13 protein-coding genes are annotated in these 18271 nt (G+C 44.3%); 10 read left to right on the top strand and 3 right to left on the bottom strand.

Features of this window, described 5'->3' with window-relative positions; translation table 11 throughout:
- From secG to BMX95_RS10445, 5 genes are all read left to right on the top strand, one after another.
- The gene (gene secG, locus BMX95_RS10465) at nt 1-327 is read left to right on the top strand and encodes a preprotein translocase subunit SecG (protein ID WP_081204401.1); all 327 of its coding nucleotides are present in this window, start codon (nt 1-3) and stop codon (nt 325-327) included.
- A 209-nt stretch (nt 328-536) separates the two neighbouring features.
- Nucleotides 537-1583, top strand: a complete 1047-nt coding sequence (gene mltG / locus BMX95_RS10460) for an endolytic transglycosylase MltG (RefSeq protein ID WP_081204400.1) — start codon at nt 537-539, stop codon at nt 1581-1583.
- On the top strand, nt 1580-2557 hold the full coding sequence (locus BMX95_RS10455; protein ID WP_081204399.1) for a YihY/virulence factor BrkB family protein: 978 nt from the start codon (nt 1580-1582) through the stop codon (nt 2555-2557). The genes mltG and BMX95_RS10455 overlap by 4 nt, the downstream gene beginning before the upstream one ends.
- A gap of 230 nt (nt 2558-2787) precedes the next feature.
- Nucleotides 2788-3396, top strand: coding sequence for a thioredoxin family protein (locus tag BMX95_RS10450; protein ID WP_081204398.1), 609 nt, complete (start codon nt 2788-2790; stop codon nt 3394-3396).
- Between the two features lie 224 nt (nt 3397-3620).
- Entirely contained in the window at nt 3621-4250 is a 630-nt protein-coding gene (locus BMX95_RS10445; protein WP_081204397.1) for a DUF4142 domain-containing protein, read from the top strand.
- Between the two features lie 92 nt (nt 4251-4342).
- On the opposite strand, the gene BMX95_RS10440 is transcribed toward BMX95_RS10445, so the two are convergent.
- Together BMX95_RS10440 and BMX95_RS10435 are read right to left on the bottom strand one after the other, a co-directional pair.
- Nucleotides 4343-4831: a TlpA disulfide reductase family protein gene (locus tag BMX95_RS10440; RefSeq protein ID WP_081204396.1), complete on the bottom strand. Its 489-nt coding sequence runs from the start codon at nt 4829-4831 to the stop codon at nt 4343-4345.
- 23 nt (nt 4832-4854) lie between these two features.
- A complete protein-coding gene (locus tag BMX95_RS10435; protein WP_081204395.1) occupies nt 4855-5451 on the bottom strand; it encodes a TrmH family RNA methyltransferase in 597 nt (198 codons plus the stop codon).
- Nucleotides 5452-5652: 201 nt separating this feature from the next.
- On the opposite strand from BMX95_RS10435, the gene BMX95_RS10430 reads away from it, so the two are divergent.
- Both BMX95_RS10430 and BMX95_RS10425 read left to right on the top strand, forming a co-directional pair.
- Complete coding sequence (locus BMX95_RS10430; RefSeq protein ID WP_081204394.1) at nt 5653-8721, top strand: AsmA-like C-terminal region-containing protein; 3069 nt, start codon at nt 5653-5655, stop codon at nt 8719-8721.
- Nucleotides 8722-9027: 306 nt separating this feature from the next.
- Entirely contained in the window at nt 9028-11280 is a 2253-nt protein-coding gene (locus BMX95_RS10425) for a sodium-translocating pyrophosphatase (RefSeq protein ID WP_081204393.1), read from the top strand.
- A 255-nt stretch (nt 11281-11535) separates the two neighbouring features.
- Here BMX95_RS10425 and BMX95_RS10420 read toward each other — a convergent pair whose 3' ends face one another.
- Nucleotides 11536-13344 carry a hypothetical protein gene (locus BMX95_RS10420; protein WP_133054082.1) on the bottom strand — a complete coding sequence of 603 codons (1809 nt, stop codon included), beginning with the start codon at nt 13342-13344 and terminating at the stop codon, nt 11536-11538.
- Nucleotides 13345-13517: 173 nt separating this feature from the next.
- On the opposite strand from BMX95_RS10420, the gene BMX95_RS10415 reads away from it, so the two are divergent.
- The 3 genes from BMX95_RS10415 to BMX95_RS10400 all read left to right on the top strand — a co-directional run bounded on the left by BMX95_RS10415 (nt 13518) and on the right by BMX95_RS10400 (nt 17270).
- Nucleotides 13518-14414, top strand: a complete 897-nt coding sequence (locus BMX95_RS10415; RefSeq protein ID WP_081204391.1) for a sterol desaturase family protein — start codon at nt 13518-13520, stop codon at nt 14412-14414.
- Nucleotides 14415-14999: 585 nt separating this feature from the next.
- Nucleotides 15000-15386, top strand: coding sequence for a BlaI/MecI/CopY family transcriptional regulator (locus BMX95_RS10405; protein WP_081204389.1), 387 nt, complete (start codon nt 15000-15002; stop codon nt 15384-15386).
- Between the two features lie 3 nt (nt 15387-15389).
- Complete coding sequence (locus tag BMX95_RS10400; protein ID WP_081204388.1) at nt 15390-17270, top strand: M56 family metallopeptidase; 1881 nt, start codon at nt 15390-15392, stop codon at nt 17268-17270.
- The last annotated feature ends 1001 nt before the right edge of the window (nt 17271-18271 follow it).

The following is an 18271-nucleotide window of genomic DNA, read 5'->3' as shown; positions in this document are numbered from 1 at the left end:
ATGATCATCTTGTTCTTGGTTCTCATAATTATAGCTAGCGTGGCCATGGGTTTGTTTATCCTGATCCAAAACCCTAAAGGCGGTGGACTGGCTGGTAGCATTGCCGGTTTCAATACCCAGTTCATGGGCGTAAAACAAACAACCGATGTACTGGAAAAAGGTACCTGGGTTATGGCAATTGCAATTGCCCTGTTGTGTTTGTTTTCAACTGTTTTTATCCCTGAAGGTAAAGCAACCAGAGGCGAGTCAATAAATGCCCGTCCTGCTGCAGGAGCCCCCGCTCCCAACAGTGGATCACCTTTACAAGGTCCCGCACAAAGCAAATAATATATTGTAAAAAATAGTTCAACCCTGTCTTTTTCGGGCAGGGTTTTTTTATGGGTCAAAGGGCAGAAAGCAAATGGCAAAAATATATTTGCGTTTCGAGCGTTTCTCTTTGCCTTCTGCCCGCTGCCCTTTGCCTTTAGTTAGCATAGTTCTTGCACTTCACCGCTTGGAAAAGAAGCAATAGATGATAAAAAAATAATCTATATCCCATGTTCAGAAAACTGGTAATAAGCGTTCTGATGATTGTAGTGCTGGCAGGCGCTTTTGCCGGCTGGCAGTTTTTCGCAGCCAATACCGCATTCCCCCAAAAATCGAAATATCTTTATATATACACCGGTCATGCCACCTGGCCGGAGGTGCTGAAATCAGTAAAAGACAGCAACCTGGTAAAAAGCCCGGGGATGTTTGATCTGCTGGCTACCAAACTCGATGTTCCGGAAAAGCTGAAAGCCGGCCGGTACGAAATAAAGAATGGCATGAGCCTGATGGATATTACCCGCCTGCTCCGTAATGGCACCCAGGCCCCGGTAAAACTCATTATTACCAAACTGCGCACCAAAGAAAACCTGGCCGGTTTCCTGGGCCGTAAAATGGAAGTAGACTCATTGGACGTACTTACTTATTTAAATGATTCGCTGAAGTCATTAGGCTTCGACAGCAATACGGTAATGGCCATGATCTACCCCAATACCTATACCTATTTCTGGAATGCGTCCATGCAAAACATCTTCGATAAATTTCATGAAGAATACAAAAGGGTATGGACCGATGAACGCCGGCAGCAGGCCCGCAACCAGGGGCTTACCCCCATTCAGGCATATACGCTGGCCTCTATTGTAGAAGAAGAATCAACCATAAGAACAGATAAGGACACCATTGCCAGTATTTACCTGAACCGGTTTAAAAAAGGCATGCGTTTACAGGCCGACCCCACCATTAAATTTGCGATGAAAGATTTTACCCTGCGTCGTATTCATACCAAATACCTCAGCGTAGAATCGCCTTACAATACGTATATGAACGCGGGTTTACCACCCGGGCCCATTTGTACCCCTTCAGTGATTACACTGGATGCAGTTTTACATTCGCCACAAACTAATTATCTTTATTTTGTAGCCAAAAGTGATTTCTCGGGACGCCATGTATTTACAACCACATTTGATCAACACGTAAAAGTGGCCAACGAGTTTCGCACGGCATTATCGATAGAACAACAGAAAAGAGCTATAAAAGACAGTTTAGAAAGACATAAATGAATGTAGAACGCGTTATATTAAACTCGCCCCCTATCCGCTTTTTTGCTGAAAAAAGTAAAAAGATAGTTTTACCAGGCTTCGACGGAGTACCTCTGTTCGATGTAATAAAGTTTTTTAAAGAACAGATCCGCCGGGTGGGTTTAACAGAAAGGGCATCGGCAGTTTCGTATAACTTTATCATGTCCATTCCGCCCTCTTGCCTGTTCCTGTTTACATTGATCCCCCAATTGCCATTTATTCGCAAGGGACAAATAAAACGGCAGCTGCATTCTATAATCCGCGACATTATTCCGGCTGATACTTATAACAAGGGGATCATGACCTTTGTAGACAGCTTCTTCAAAGAAGATCATATAGCCCTGTTATCATTCGGTTTCGTGTTGTTGATCTTTTTTGCTTCGAATGGAATGATGGGCCTGATGCGTTCTTTCAACAAGAACTACATTGGGTTCGAAAAACGCACCGGGTTAAATACCCGCATGGTAGCCATCAAGCTTACTGTCATCATTATGGGCTTAATACTGGCCTGTTTAATATTGCTGATTGCACAAAACGCGGTACTGAAATGGCTGGGTATTCAAAATACCCTGGTATTGCAAATCATTGGTATAGCACGTTGGTTGTTTATAGTTGCCCTGATCTTTTATGCTATTGGATTTATTTATAAATATGCCCCGGCTATAAAAAAGCGTTTCAGGTTGTTTTCACCCGGTGCCATACTGGCCACCTTCCTGAGCATTCTCACCACGCTGAGCTTTTCGATCTTTGTAAACAACTTTGGTAAATACAATGCGTTGTACGGATCGATAGGCACCATCATAGTGCTGATGATCATCATATACATTAATTCGCTTGTATTGCTTATTGGGTATGAACTGAATGTAAGTATCCATTCCATTAAAGCCATGGCCGATGAGCGGCAGAAACAGCAACATAATATCAATGAAGACCTCATTTTTCATGACCGCGTATAACTTTTGTTAAAAGGCTCACATTGCAATTATCCTCTATTTTTTAATGAAATTTTAAAGTCGCTTAACAGAAAATGCTAGGTAAAGCCAGCATTTTTTAGTAAACTTTGCATAGCTATTTGTCATAGTATCTGCTACTATGAAAGCTTCGTTATAAAATTTTCATGAAAGGATACAGTACCATGAAGATCTTATTCCCCCGCCCTGTTAAATAACACATAAATAAATGTCAAATGAAAAAAGCTCTACCCGGCTTATTGCTGTTGGCTGCAATGGTTTTGTTTGCATTTACTATGAAAGACCCATTGCCATTGGGGTCAGCTATTCCGAAAGCAGACAATAAGTTAAAAGATATTTCCGGCAAAGAGGTGACATTAAAAAACGCTGTGAAGGAGAACGGCTTGCTGGTAATGTTTAGTTGCAACACCTGCCCTGTGGTTATTAATAATCAGGCCCGTACCAAGGAAATCTGTCAGTATGCGACAAGCAAAAGCATTGGTGTGGTTTTATTGAATTCTAATGAAGCTGACCGAAACAATTCTGAATCATTGACCGCCATGCAGGCCTATGCGAAGGGCCAGTATTATAGTTGGTATTATGCCGAAGATAAAAACAATGAGCTGGCCGATGCATTTGGAGCCTCCCGTACACCAGAATGTTTTCTGTTCGATAAAAATGGAAAACTGGTATATCATGGCGCCATTGATGACAGTCCATCATCCGATGCTGCAAGTGTTAATCGCCATCATTTAAAAGAGGCGATGAATGAGATGGTGTCCGGGAAAGAAGTATCGGTTAAACAATCGAGATCGGTTGGTTGTAGCATTAAGAGAATTTCTTAACACCAATAAGTCCCGTTTTTAAAATCTGTACAATCCCTCTTCGACCTGGTCGGAGGGGGATTTTGTCTTTAGTGAGTGTTGACATAACTCCCCACAACATTCATATGCCATTCATTTTATGGTCATTATACAAGCTGGTACAGGCAAGGCACAAAAAATGCTGATCATATAACAGCTCTATGATTCCATGCCGCTACTTATAAAAACACTAAAAATTGTTAAGAATGAAAAAAACAATCTTTTATTCATTTGCAGTATGCGCTATGTTTTCCGTTTTTTCCTGTCAGGGTCCGGCATCAAAAAATGGTGATAATGCTGATTCAACAGGTACAGGTATTAATGAAGCACCACCTAATAATTCAGATGCCAATCGTGACGTGAACAACATGCCCGATTCATCAAAAATGGGTACAACCACCGTTGATGATAAAACACACACTTTTATGAATGATGCTGCCGTTGGTGGCATGACTGAAGTAGAAGTAAGCAAACTTGCCAGTGAGAGAGCCATGAATCCAAGGGTAAAAGGTTTTGCAGAAATGATGGTACGCGATCACAGCGCAGCCAATGATGAGTTGAAAACCATTGCCCGCGGAAAGAATGTAAACCTACCTGCTGAACTGGGTGGTAAAAATGCAGATCATGTAACAGATCTCAGCAAAAAGAAAGGGGCCGATTTTGATAAAGCCTATATGAAAATGATGGTCAGCGACCATAAAGATGTGGTAGATGCTTTTGAAAAAACAGCAAAGGATGGAACCGATCCTGATGTAAAAACATTCGCATCGCAAAAACTGCCAACACTTAGAATGCACCTCGATTCAGCGAAAGCTATCGAAAAAAGTCTGAAATAAGGATTAAGTTGATCTGTTGACCAGTTGATCAGTTAACCAGTTACCTGGCCAACTGATCAACTGGTCAACAGGTCAACTTGTTAACTGGTTAACTACTTCTTCAGACCCACCAACCTGCCAACTTCCAATTCTATTTGTCTATCGGTCATGGGCCTTCCAAAAAATTGACGGTACCCCGTTTTGGGATCTACAAACAAAGTGGAAGGCAGGGTGCCATCCCACTTGGGGTCTATCTTCGGACAAAAATAATCAGCATTGGTTTCGTTCAGCCACAGAAAAGTAGCTTCGAAATTTCTCTTCTTAATCAGATCGAGGATTTTATTTGGATAAGAAGACGCAAAGTCCAGACTCATTAACACCAGTTCCACTTTTTGATCACTGTACTTTTTTATTGTTGCCATAAAATCCGGGATCTCCGCTACACAGGGCGCGCACCAGGTGGCCCAGCAATTCAACACAATAGGATGATCGCTGTTCTTTATGTACTCTTCTACTTCAGTGACTTTTACCTTCTTTATAGTTTGACAAAAAACCAGCGAGGTAAGCAATACAAAGTAAGAAGTAAGAAATAAAACTTTCATTGGAATAGGTGTTTTATTGTGAACTAAGAACTTGCTTCTTCCTCAAACCCCCACTTCTCCAACAACTCATTCAACTGCGGTTCCGGTATGCGACAGGTATCATAATGCCCCGCCAGTTTCTTTTGCCGTTGCGCTTCATACAAAGTAACCGCACAGGCAACAGAAATGTTCAGCGATTTAATTATACCAACCTGCGGAATAATGAAATTACCATCGGCCATAGCCCTGATCTCATCGCTTACCCCTGCATGCTCGTTCCCAAATACCAGGGCTATACGACCGGTAAAATCTATATCGTATAAATTAACGGCATCACTGCTAAGATGGGTGGTTAAGATCTTATCGTATTTCTGGCGCAGTGCCGAAAAACAGGCCTCTGCTTCGGTGAACTGATAAACACTCAGCCATTTGGCAGCACTGCTGCTGCTTCTGGCACCAAATTTTTTATGGCGCGGAATTTTGGTATTCAACACATACACTTCCTGTACCCCAACCGCATCACAGGTACGCATTACTGCTGCAATATTATGCGGATCAAATACATTCTCCAGCACTACCGTTAAATCACTTTGCCGCTTATTCAATACTGCCAGCAGGCGGGCACGTCTTTCGGGGGTCATATTTTTTATTTTGTTACACGTTTCAAGTTTCAGGGGTTCAGGGTTTTAAAAAACCATTGCCAGTTACCGGTTTCCAGTTTCCGGGGTATCGGATAACAAGTTGGCAACCTGAATTCTGGGTCTGGCTTTTTACAGTAGCCTTGTTTCTTGCTTCTTTTCCATTATCTTCACACTACTTGATTGAATGTAAACCAATTACCTATGCTCAAAAAAATCCTGAAGATCACCGGAATATCGCTTGGCGTTCTATTGGTGATCCTGTTTGTGGCCCCTTTTATTTTCAAAGGCAAGATCATTTCCATTGCCAAAGAACAGATCAACAAGAACATCAATGCCCAGGTTGATTTTAAAGACCTCAGCCTCTCCTTTTTTCGTCATTTTCCCAGAGTTTCTGTAGCACTTGAAGAACTACAGGTATTAGGTACCGATGTATTTGCCAAAGATACCCTCATCAGCGCTAAAGAAATTGATGTTGCGGTAAACCTTTTCAGCGTAATCGGCGGCAAGAATATGAAAATTTATTCGGTTAATATCGATCAACCGCGTATTCATGCCCTTGTTACCAAAGAAGGCAAGGCCAACTGGGACATAACCAAACCCGATACGGCTACTGCCGCCCCTGCCACGCCTGCAGATACCGCTTCATCGCCCTTTCAAATGAACCTGCAGCATTATGCCATCAAAAACGCGTACGTAAAATACGACGATGCGCAATCGGGCATGAGCGCCGAACTGGTGAATTTTACGCATGAAGGCAGCGGCGATTTCACCTCAGACCTGTTCACGCTAAAAACCAACACCAATGCCGATGCCATCACTTTTGTATATGGCGGCATCCCTTACCTCAACAATACTAAAACCGGCATTGACCTGGATATTGAGGTAGATACCAAAAACAGCAAATACGCCTGGAAGACGGATGAAATAGCCCTGAACGATTTAAAACTCGCAACAGACGGCTCATTTCAACTGGTGAATGATAGCACCTACAATATGGATATCAACTTTAAAGCGCCTTCAACGGACTTTAAAAGCATTCTTTCGTTAATCCCGGCCGTATATGCCCAGGACTTCGAGAAAATTAAAACAAGCGGTAAAGCGCTGTTCAACGGTTTTATAAAAGGTACCTACAGCAGCACGCAAATACCTGCGTACAACATCAATCTGGAAGTTCAGGACGGGTTCTTCCAATATCCCGATCTGCCTAAGCCAGTTCAGCATATCAACCTGGTGCTTAAAGTGAACAATCCCGATGGGGTAACCGACAATGCAGTGGTTGATATTCCCAAAGGGCATATTGAATTCGGCACCGATCCTTTCGACTTTCACGTGCTGTTTCAAAAACCCATGACCACCCAGTACATCGATGCCGGCGCCAAAGGCAAGCTGGACCTGGCCACCATTACCCAGTTTGTAAAACTGCCCGGCACCAAACTCGCAGGTAACCTCGATGCCGATGTACAGGCAAAAGGCAGTCTTGCTGTTGTACAAAAACAACAACCCGGCGATTTCACGGCCAAAGGATATATCGACATCAGCAAACTGTATTATTCATCGACAGATTTTCCCGCACCCATACAGAATACCAGTGCCAGAATAAATTTTGAAAGTCCGGATGCGCTGGCAGACCATGCTGTGATAAACATCCCCGCAGCGCATATCGAAATTGGTAAGGATGTGGTTGACCTGAACCTGTTGTTGAAAACACTGGCTTCCAATCCTTATTTTGATGGAACTGCCAAAGGCAGCTTCAACCTTGCCAATGTAGCCCAGTTCTATAAATTTGAACCAGGTACTTCACTGGCCGGTAACCTGAATGCCAATGTATCGGTAAAAGGTAATAAATCAGCTATCGATAAAAGCCAGTACGATGCCATCCAAACTGCTGGTACCATACAGGTTACTAACGTAAGCTATAAATCGAAAGATTACCCCGATGGTGTAAACCTGAAAAATACCCAGCTCACCTTTAACCCTAAAAACGTTACGGTGAACGATGTAACCGGAAATTTCCAGGGTACCAATTTCAATGCCAATGGTTACTTCGATAACCTGATCGGTTATGCATTGAAAGATGAAACACTGGCTGGTGTACTGAATGTATCGGCCGATAAAGTGGACCTCAACAAATTGATGGGTACCACCAGCGCTACTGCCACTACGCCTGCACCAGCAGCAAAAGACACGGCAACTACTACTGCAACGCCTGCTGCCAGCGAACCATTTGCGGTTCCTAAAAACCTGAACCTTACCCTCAATGCCAAAGCAGGCGATGTTAAATACGACAAGGTAGATTATAAAAATATTGCCGGTACCCTGGCGGTGAAGGATGAAACCGTTAGTATGAAAGATGTAAAAATGGAAGCGCTCGATGGTACCATTGCACTGGGTGGCTCCTACTCTACCAAAGTAAGCAAGAAGAAACCCGATATTGCGCTTAACTATGACATTCAGAACCTCGATATTCAGAAAACGTTCATGGCTTACAATACCGTGCAGAAACTGATGCCTATTGGTCAGTTCATTGACGGTAAATTAACCTCGAAGCTTACCCTTAATGGCAAGCTGGGCGAAACCATGATGCCCGATCTGAGCTCATTGACCGGCAGTGGTTCCATGCTGCTGTTACAAGGGGTACTTAATAAATTCGCACCGTTAGATAAACTGGCCACTGCACTCGACATCTCAGGCCTGAAAGAAATCACCCTGAAAGATGTAAAAAGCTATTTTGACATCGCCGATGGAAAAGTGTTTGTAAAACCTTTCAATGTAAAAGTACAGGATGTGGATATGGAGATCGGTGGTAAACATGGGCTTGATCAATCGATCGATTATGCCATCAACATGAAAGTGCCACGCGAAAAGCTGGGCAACAAAGCCAATGCCCTGATGAATAACCTGGTATCACAGGCCAATAGCAAAGGCATTCCCGTTAAGGTGAGCGATGTGGTGAACCTCAAGGTAAACCTGGGTGGCAGCATCACCAACCCTACGGTAAAAACTGATCTGGCAGGTTCGGGCAATACCCTGGCCGATGATATGAAAGACCAGGCAAAAGAACTGGTAGAAGCTAAAAAGGCTGCAGCAAAAGACACATTGCAGTCGGTAAAGAACCAGGCGGTACAGGCAGGTAAAGACTATCTGACCAAAACGCTGTTGGGACAAAAAGATAGTACTGCCACCAAGGACAGTGCAACCAAAACCACCAAACAAAAAGCCGAGGAGTCGGTAAAAGGCCTGCTGAAGGGGCTGATAAAGAAAAAAGACTAGTATATGACCTGTAAGGTGCATCAAGTTAATTTGCATATGTATTAGGCTTGATTGCACCTGACAGGTCATAATGAAACGCAAAGGATAACCTGTCAGGACCTCCTAACCATCTGATTATGCAAAATTCGATGGCGGACCTTACAGGTTATCCTTTTCTTTTTTATAACAGCTTATCCCCAATACCACCAAATGCCCGCCAAAAGCGGCTTTTCGTAAAACCCGTAAAGCGGGAACCGTTTTATATTCACTCCGGTTTCCCTTATATTTGTTCACCTTATAAAAATCTAGCGATTAAGAATCAAAACTATGGACAAACTGTTCTACTTAGCGCCCGCTATGGGCATTCTGGGCTTGCTGTATACGCTCGTAAAATTCAAGTGGGTTTCTAAACAAGACGCGGGCACCGACCGCATGAAAGAGATCAGCACATACATAGCACAAGGTGCAATGGCCTTTTTACGTGCCGAATGGAAAATTCTCGGCTATTTCGTTGTTATCGTTGCCATATTACTGGGTATCATGGCCAGCGCCAATCCCGACTCACACTGGTCAATAGCCCTGGCGTTCGTTATTGGCGCCATCTTCAGTGCAACAGCCGGTTACATTGGTATGCGGGTGGCCACCAAAGCCAACGTGCGTACCGCCAATGCGGCCCGTACCAGTTTAAGCAAAGCCCTGGCCGTATCCTTTACCGGCGGTTCAGTAATGGGTTTGGGCGTGGCTGGTTTGGCTGTTTTAGGCTTAAGCAGTTTGTTTATCATCCTTAAAATGTTGTTTGCACCCGATGCGGGCGTGAACTCGGCAGAAATGATGCGGACCATCGAGGTGCTTACCGGCTTCTCCCTGGGTGCTGAATCCATTGCCCTGTTTGCCCGGGTGGGTGGTGGTATTTATACGAAGGCTGCCGACGTAGGCGCCGACCTGGTAGGTAAAGTGGAAGCGGGCATCCCTGAGGATGATCCACGCAACCCGGCTACCATTGCCGATAACGTAGGTGATAACGTAGGTGATGTGGCTGGTATGGGCGCCGATCTGTTCGGCTCTTATGTTGCCACCGTGTTAGCTACCATGGTACTTGGCCGCGAAGCAGTTGTTAACGACTCATTCGGTGGCATGTCATTGATCCTGCTGCCCATGATGATCGCAGGTGTAGGGATCTTATTTTCTATCATAGGGACCTTCTTTGTACGCATCAGCGAATCGGCCGGTGTAAACACCAACACGGTACAAAAAGCGCTGAACATGGGTAACTGGGGTTCTATCATCCTTACTGCCATTGCCTCTGTTGGTCTGGTGTTCTGGATATTGCCCGAAGGTGATTTTCACCTGGTGCGCGATACCCTCAACGGCACCCTGATCGAAGGCGCAAAAACCTTCACCCGCGAAGGCATCCTCGGCGCCATCGTAGTAGGTCTGGTGGTTGGTACATTAATGAGCATCATCACTGAATATTATACCGCCATGGGTAAGCGTCCGGTGTTAAGCATCGTTCGTCAATCAGGTACCGGCCACGCAACCAACGTAATTGGCGGTTTGGCTGTAGGTATGGAAAGTACCCTGTTGCCTGTACTGGTACTGGCAGCCGGCATCTGGGGTTCCTACCAATGCGCAGGTTTGTACGGTGTAGGTATTGCCGCAGCCGGTATGATGGCCACTACTGCCATGCAGTTAGCCATCGACGCCTTTGGCCCTATTGCCGATAATGCCGGTGGTATTGCTGAAATGAGCGAATTGCCTAAAGAGGTGCGCGAAAAAACCGACGTACTGGATGCGGTTGGTAACACTACCGCTGCAACCGGTAAAGGTTTTGCGATCGCCTCTGCTGCCCTCACTGCGCTTGCGCTGTTTGCAGCATTTGTAGGTGTTGCAAAAATTCCAGGTATCAATATTTATAAAGCCGATGTACTGGCCGCGCTGTTTGTAGGTGGTATGATCCCCTTCATCTTCTCTTCACTCGCTATACGCGCAGTAGGTGAAGCCGCCATGGCCATGGTGGAAGAAGTACGTCGTCAGTTCCGTACCATTCCAGGAATCATGGAAGGTAAAGGCAAACCTGAGTACGACAAGTGCGTTGCCATCTCTACAGATGCCTCTATTAAAAAAATGATGTTACCGGGAGCCATAGCCATTGTTGCCCCATTGATCATCGGTTTCCTGATGGGACCCGAAGCATTAGGTGGTTTTCTGGCTGGCGCTACCGTTAGTGGTGTATTGATGGGTATGTTCCAGAACAACGCCGGTGGCGCCTGGGATAATGCCAAGAAGTCTTTTGAAAAAGGCGTGGAGATCAATGGCCAGATCTATTATAAGAAGAGTGAACCCCATAAAGCTTCTGTAACCGGTGATACTGTAGGTGATCCGTTTAAAGATACATCGGGCCCATCAATGAACATCTTAATCAAATTGATGTCGATTGTATCGCTGGTAATAGCACCTACCCTGGCTCAGATACATAGTAACGGTAATCCGCAGACTGTACATACAGAAAAGAAAACTGTAATACCTGAACATAACCGTGATCTGACAAATACTTATACAGTAGAAAAAAAGATCAAATAAGAATTTAAAAAAAAATCTTAAAATATTCAAACAACGACATTATCTTTGGAGTAACAACTTAAGGCACTATATCATACCAAATACCAACGTCCCCATGTTTCTACATCGGGGACCCTTTTTTTTAACCCCTACCCCTAAAGGGACGTACAAGATAACCCTTATAAATTGTCTTACTTACATGAGCTGCTACCATAACAGCACTTCTTAAAAGCAAAATCATACAGACTAACCCTTAAGCTGGATTTCATTTTCCCACTACTTAACTAAAGCAAACCACGGCGCTTGCACAAACGAACCTGTAAATTTTACACGGAGGTTACTGCGGATATTTATGGTGAAATTATTTACGCCAAATAAAGTATGCGGAAACCAGGTGAGGCGGGCTTCAATGGTACCGAAGATCAGGTTTTCGTTTCGGGTTCTTATTCCCCCACCCAACGCAGGAAACAGACCGCCCCGCCAGTAACCCAATTGCTGCGGCGTCATAAGTGTTGCCTTGGCAAATGCCAGAAAGCCGATCTTGAACCCCAGGATGTTCCATCTTGTATATAAATCTGTTTCAGTACCCATCGATAACCTTTGCCTCGCCCTTATACTATCGGAACCAAATTCATCTAACCCAAACTCGTTGTTGATATGCAGTGGATCATATACATGTTGATTGTATATGCCGGCATAACTAAAATTAGAATACTGCCTGATCTTTACCCTCGGGAACTCCATTAACCGGCTGTACCAGCCAATATTCAACAACGTACTGTTATCCTGCCATTCCTTTTTATAATAATTGGTACCCAACGCCAGGGTATATTCCCAATAGTTTTCATTTTTGTCTACCAGCCAGTGATCAAACTCAAATCCTGCATACATCCGTCGCAGGCTGTCTACCTGTACCGGACCAATGGTAACCTTGCGCGTCATACCCACGGGCAAATCCTCTGTTCGTCCAAAGCCGTAAATGTAATTGGTTTTATAGAAGTCGATCTTATACCAGGTGAATTGTCCCAACACATATCTCTTATTGGTATAGCGCAGATCGAAGGTATCCAGTTTGGGCAGCTGATCGAAATGCTGATTGAAATAACGCACAGATACAAACCGGCGGCTGCGGTCGTCACTCCCTTTTCTCTTTTGTTTGTTCACCCCTATGTTATAACCCAGCCATACATCACCTAACTGGTATTTATAATCGCGAAACAGCGGAACCGGTTTTTCAAACACATTGGTGCTTCTGTTCTTGCTTAACTGCAAACCTCCTGCAAAACGCGCATTGGGCGTATACAGAGGCCGGTCGAGTGACAGGAAATACGCCGTTTCATTTTCGGTTGCCAACCCGCCCTGGTTGATGGTTGTGTATGCCGCTTCCAGATTTATAAATGAACCGACCACACTGGTTTTGCGGTACCTGATCTCCGACCCTGTTATCGGGTTGCGGTTTTTATCATATAATAAGGTATACTGTAAGCGTTGTGCCATGCCCAGAAAATTGGCATCATAAATAGAGGTCTTTACATTATTAATACCCGAGGTGTTTATTTCAGCGCCCCAGCTAAACACATCGCGCAAACGAACATACAGGTCTACAGAATCTGGATACTCTTCTACAGGACGAACCACAATACGTGCATCTTTTATAAAATTCTGGTCACGCAAAAAACGTTCATTATCCGCCAACCGGTATGGGTCCAGGGCCTGTCCTTTTTTCACAAACAGCATTTCCCTGATGACCCAGTCTTTGGTATTCGATTGCAACCCGTCGGCCACCCGGGTCAACGTACTGATGATGTTTCTGGAAGTGTCCAGCACATTTTCACTGAATGATAAGTTCACGATATATATATGCCTTATCCCCTTGCCTTCATAAGGTTTAAAGCTTGCTTCACTCTTTTGAAGAAAGGTTGAGTCCTCCCTTTTACCTTCTACCTTTACAAAACTTTTATATACATCATGCGCCAGGGTTTTGACGGTCGTTTTTTTCTTTGTACTATCCTTTTGTCCATAGACGCCTATGAATAGCATGGTGAAGATACAGGAACACAATATGTAACGAAGCGACTGGGGCATATTTCACGTTGGTTACTTAGGGCAGGGCGATGACAATTAACGGTTTATATCTGCCTACTGTTTAAATACATCAATTATACCATTGTACGTATTGTAATATAGACCGGTTGGTCAAAAGCGATGTAGAAAAAAATCTACTTTTTTGTTAAAACGATTCAATAAACAGCTTGCATATGGCGCCTGAGATCCTATACTTTGCCATACCCGGTTTTGTGGTATTGCTACTGCTGGAAGCATGGTATTCCTGGAAGGAACCTAAGGATCTTTATGAAGTCCGGGATACATTCAGCAGCCTGGCGATGGGAATCGGCAATGTAATATCAGGCTTTTTATCAAAAATAATAGTATTCGGTGCTTTTGTCCTCGTATATAAATTCCGGCTTTTCACCCTTCCCTTCACCTGGTGGATGTGGATGCTTGCCTTTTTTGCCGATGACCTCTCCTATTACTGGTTCCACTATACTTCTCATAATATCCGTTGGTTCTGGGCATCGCATGTAGTACATCATTCCTCGCAACGGTATAATTTATCAACTGCCCTTCGCCAAACCTGGACGGGTAACCTTACCGGTGGTTTTATTTTCTGGATGTGGATGCCGTTGCTCGGGTTCCATCCAATAGTTGTTATGCTGATGCAACAGATCAGTTTGATCTACCAGTTCTGGATCCATACCGAAGCCATACACCTGTTGCCCCGGCCCATCGAGTTTATATTCAATACCCCCTCACACCACCGCGTACATCATGGCAGTGACCTCCAATACCTCGATAAAAATCACGGTGGTATTTTAATTATCTGGGACCGGCTGTTCGGCACCTTTCAACCAGAAAAAGAACGCCCCACCTATGGACTCACAAAAAACATCGACACCTACAATCCGGTACGGATTGCTTTCAGGGAATGGGGCACCATGTTTAGAAGTGCCTGGCGATCAGGCTCCGTTCGCAACTGGTTCAATTACTGCTGGCGTCCACCGGGATGGAGCCATGATGGAAGTAGTAAGACGGTTGTTGAAATGAGGCGGGAGGAAGTTGATAAAGTTGATGGGGTTGACAAGTTGACAAGTTAACACGTTAATGGTTTTATAGATTCAGGATCTTGGGTTTAGGTTATTGGGTTCTGGGTTTTAAGTGGAGCCCAGGCGGAATCTATCCCAGGATTTTGGATGATTTCCCCGGAAAAATGGTCCGCATCCTAGGATCTTATATGATTTTCCCAGGAAAACAAGGTGATTTCCTAGGATTTTATATGATTATACTAGGAAAACAAGGTGCTATCCTAGAATTTTATATGATTATCCCAGGAAAATAGGGTGATTTCCTAGGATTTTATACTATTTTCCTAGGGAACAATTTTACGCAACCGATTAGTGCCTATATATAATATGTGCCCTGTTCTAAAAGCACCCCAATCCTCCCTTTTTCAACTCCGTCAACATCGTCAATCCTATCAACCCGTCAACGTGTTAACCTCTCAACGTGTTAACCTGTCAACGTGTTAACCTGTCAACCAGTCAACTTATCAACTAAAGCCACTCACCACCCCATATCTCCATTTATCTAGAATCGCTCCACGAAACCCTTCGTTTAATTTAACTTCCATTAACAAAAACTTACGAAATATATCGTATTTTTAAGCCAAATGTTATTCCAATATGGCTACTACTAAAACTATAAAACCCACCGAGAGTGAGTTAGAGATTCTGCAGATCTTATGGAAAAAAGGGAACGCCAGCGTACGCGAAGTACACGAAGAATTGTTGGCAACTAAAGAAGCTGGCTATACAACTACCCTTAAACTCATGCAGATCATGCACGAAAAAGGTCTGGTTAAACGGGATGACTCCAGTAAAACCCATATTTACCAGGCAGCAGTAAGTAAAGAAAAAACCCAAAAGCATCTTTTAAACAAGATGATCGACAGCCTGTTCGGCGGCTCACCTGGTGAACTGGTGATGCAGGCCCTGGGTAATCACAAAGCGTCGGCGGAAGAACTGGAGGAGATCCAAAAAATTTTAGACAATCTGAAAAACAATAAGTAATTCATGAACCTGTTGTACCAATCGGCTTTCCTTAAAGCGTTGGGATGGGCATTGCTGAACAGCTTATGGCAAATGGCGTTGTTGTGGCTGGTGTATGTGGGACTGACCATGAACGGAAAAAAATTGCTATCCCGTCAAAGACATGCGATTGCCCTGCTTTCATTAGCCGGCGGTTCGCTTTGGTTCCTTGTTACCCTGGTCTTTAATTTGTACAAAGCTGCCAGCGGTCCGCAGGTGATCACGTTGTATGTCACGGAAAACGAACCCGCTTTCAACAATACCCTGCCGGGTTTAATTTCACATTGGTTTGAACCGGCCCTGCCTTTTTTGTCGTTGGCATACCTGGCGGCCGCCGCGTTCCTTTTTGTTCGATTTTATTTTCAGTACCGTCATACCCAGCGATTGTTTACCACCGGTTTACAGAAAGCGCACGTGGAATGGCGGCTTTTTTTACAGGATGCTGCCCAGCATCTGGGCATAAAAAAGAAAGTACAGATCTGGTTGTCGTCGCTGGTTGATACGCCGGTGACCTTTGGCATACTCAAACCAGTAATTTTATTACCGGTGGCCGCGGTTAATCACCTCACTCTGAAACAGGCCGAAGCCATCATTCTGCACGAGCTGAACCATATTCGCCGCAACGATTACCTGGTGAACCTGCTTATTTCCTGTGTGGATGTGATCCTGTTCTTCAATCCGTTTGCCCGGTTGCTGACCAGCATCATTCGAAAAGAGCGGGAAAATTGTTGCGATGATCTGGTGTTGCAGTTTTGCTATGAACCCCACGGCTATGCCACCGCTTTATTGAAATTGGAACAAAACCGGGTCAATACAAATGAGCTGGCCCTGGCAGCTACCGGAAAGGATAAATACTTTTTGCTGAACCGGGTGAAGCGCATTTTGGGAAATGAACCCGCCAACAATCCGTTCAACCAAAAACTGGTTGCCTACCTGGTGTCTGCCCTACTCATTGCCTTTATCGGTTTTTATAATCCGGGCAACCTGATCGTAAAAAAACTGGTTGCCGTTCGGGAAGCATTACCGGTGGTTGAGACCGTACAAACCTTTGCTACCCCGGCGGCGGATGACCTGGTTAAGGAAGCAGTGGAAAGAGTGGCAACCGACGAACCGGCGAAGCAATCCAAAAAAGAAACAGACTGCCCCGAGCAAAAAGACCCATACGAAAAACTGGAGCAGATCATTGAATTGACCACCGATGCAAAACTGGCTGCCCTCGACAAACAACTGGATGCCCTCCCCGAACAGACGGCAGGTTTTGTAAGCGCAGTGGATGCAGCTGACTATACCCTCACCGAGGGAACCCCGGTTCCTCAACCGGTACCCCTACCCCTGGCTCAACAGGTTTTTCCTTACGTGCCCGGAAGCAGTTTTTATTTTCAGATAACAGAGGACACTACCCTGCCTAAAAAATATGTGATGACCGAAGCCGATGTCAAAGCCAAAGAATCCCTGGAAAAATCGATGCAGGCTTTGCAGCAGGTTGACTGGAAAAAACTCGAAGGGTCTCTAAAGGCACAGGGTATGAAAGTGAACATCGACCAGATCCAACTGGAAATTCAAAAAGCGATTCGGCAGGTTGACTGGAAGAAGTTGAATGCGCAAACCGAAAATGCCGCGGATGAAGCCAAACAGGAAATTGAAAATATGCAACAGACCTATACGGTTCAGTTGGGTAATTTTCAACGGGCACAAACTGAAAGAGCGGAAAGATTGAAACTGGCCCAACAGAAAATTCTTATGGACCGGTTGCAACAACGCGAGGCTTTACGAAAACTGGAACAGGACAAAAAGGAAATGGAGGCCGGGAAGAAAAAGGAATGCCCCAAACAGACCGCCAAAAGAAAACGAATCGTTCAGATCTAAGATACCTCCCCCGACACACCGGGGGATTTTTTTTGCCCCAAAGACACCTTCCCCTCTCATCCCCTCAGCATCATATTAAAATTTTATCCACTACTAAAAGAGAAGCAGATTTGCAAATAATGCAAATTATTTTGATTGATTTTTGCAAAAAACAGGAACCAGGGAGATGACATCCTGCAAGGCCGATTCAATAAACCGGCCTTTATAAGGCAGGATATACGAGAAAGATCATGTGCATTGGATAAAGTTGGTTGGCAGGTAACTGGCTGGAAAATCACCTTCCAGTTTCCAATCGGGCCGGATTAAAGACAACAAAATCACGCGCTAAAGCTACGAACGGAAAACTACTATCCAAGCCGGAGCGGCGAATACTTATCCATACTATAGAAAACTTAACGCTGAGACATGGCAATTAATTAGCATGTAACCAAACGGCTTAATTTCGAAATCAAGCGGTTGAGGGCCGAAACTCCGTGACTATATGGCAGAAAGAAATTTGTGGCTTAAAAGCGATTATAACGCCCTGGGATGATGTTTTTGGGCAGCCAACACCTAAAAACAAAATCCCGCCTTTGGCGGGATTTGTTGTTCGCAGTTGGTATTGGTTACGCAGACATTACCAAAAAAGGTCGAGGCAATTGAGGCCTCTAAGATTTTATTCGAACTTCCCATCGATCAGTTTCGGGAAGGTTATATAGTTGGTCCACTCATTCCATCACTGTAAAAAATCACCTGATTGTCCATGCTGCAGCTCTGTATAATTTAAGATCGAAGTACAACTACCCGCTTTTTCTTCCTGCCACATCACTTCATATTCTCAATCGTGTGACTACGTGATAATTTGCTAGACATCGAAACATCTGAAGTTGCTGCAACAAAATTCTAAAAGAATGAAACAAATTGTGAAAAAGTGTTTTTCAATAGTTAATCCCTTTAAATAATTAAAAGCCAACGTGGTTTAAAATCGGGATTATTCCCATTTCCACAATTGGGAATATCGA

Origin of the sequence: Niastella yeongjuensis (assembly GCF_900110245.1) — a bacterium.
Classification (GTDB): domain Bacteria; phylum Bacteroidota; class Bacteroidia; order Chitinophagales; family Chitinophagaceae; genus Niastella; species Niastella yeongjuensis.
The sequence above is the reverse complement of the archived record's forward strand: the minus strand, read 5'-3'. Positions and strand labels throughout refer to the sequence as shown.

Excerpts from the sequence above, each read along its gene's own strand:
- secG (WP_081204401.1), top strand. The coding sequence starts at position 1 with ATGATCATCTTGTTCTTGGTTCTCATAATTATAGCTAGCGTGGCCATG.
- mltG (WP_081204400.1), top strand. The coding sequence starts at position 537 with ATGTTCAGAAAACTGGTAATAAGCGTTCTGATGATTGTAGTGCTGGCA.
- BMX95_RS10455 (WP_081204399.1), top strand. The coding sequence starts at position 1,580 with ATGAATGTAGAACGCGTTATATTAAACTCGCCCCCTATCCGCTTTTTT.
- BMX95_RS10450 (WP_081204398.1), top strand. The coding sequence starts at position 2,788 with ATGAAAAAAGCTCTACCCGGCTTATTGCTGTTGGCTGCAATGGTTTTG.
- BMX95_RS10445 (WP_081204397.1), top strand. The coding sequence starts at position 3,621 with ATGAAAAAAACAATCTTTTATTCATTTGCAGTATGCGCTATGTTTTCC.
- BMX95_RS10440 (WP_081204396.1), bottom strand. The coding sequence starts at position 4,831 with ATGAAAGTTTTATTTCTTACTTCTTACTTTGTATTGCTTACCTCGCTG.
- BMX95_RS10435 (WP_081204395.1), bottom strand. The coding sequence starts at position 5,451 with ATGACCCCCGAAAGACGTGCCCGCCTGCTGGCAGTATTGAATAAGCGG.
- BMX95_RS10430 (WP_081204394.1), top strand. The coding sequence starts at position 5,653 with ATGCTCAAAAAAATCCTGAAGATCACCGGAATATCGCTTGGCGTTCTA.
- BMX95_RS10425 (WP_081204393.1), top strand. The coding sequence starts at position 9,028 with ATGGACAAACTGTTCTACTTAGCGCCCGCTATGGGCATTCTGGGCTTG.
- BMX95_RS10420 (WP_133054082.1), bottom strand. The coding sequence starts at position 13,344 with ATGCCCCAGTCGCTTCGTTACATATTGTGTTCCTGTATCTTCACCATG.
- BMX95_RS10415 (WP_081204391.1), top strand. The coding sequence starts at position 13,518 with ATGGCGCCTGAGATCCTATACTTTGCCATACCCGGTTTTGTGGTATTG.
- BMX95_RS10405 (WP_081204389.1), top strand. The coding sequence starts at position 15,000 with ATGGCTACTACTAAAACTATAAAACCCACCGAGAGTGAGTTAGAGATT.
- BMX95_RS10400 (WP_081204388.1), top strand. The coding sequence starts at position 15,390 with ATGAACCTGTTGTACCAATCGGCTTTCCTTAAAGCGTTGGGATGGGCA.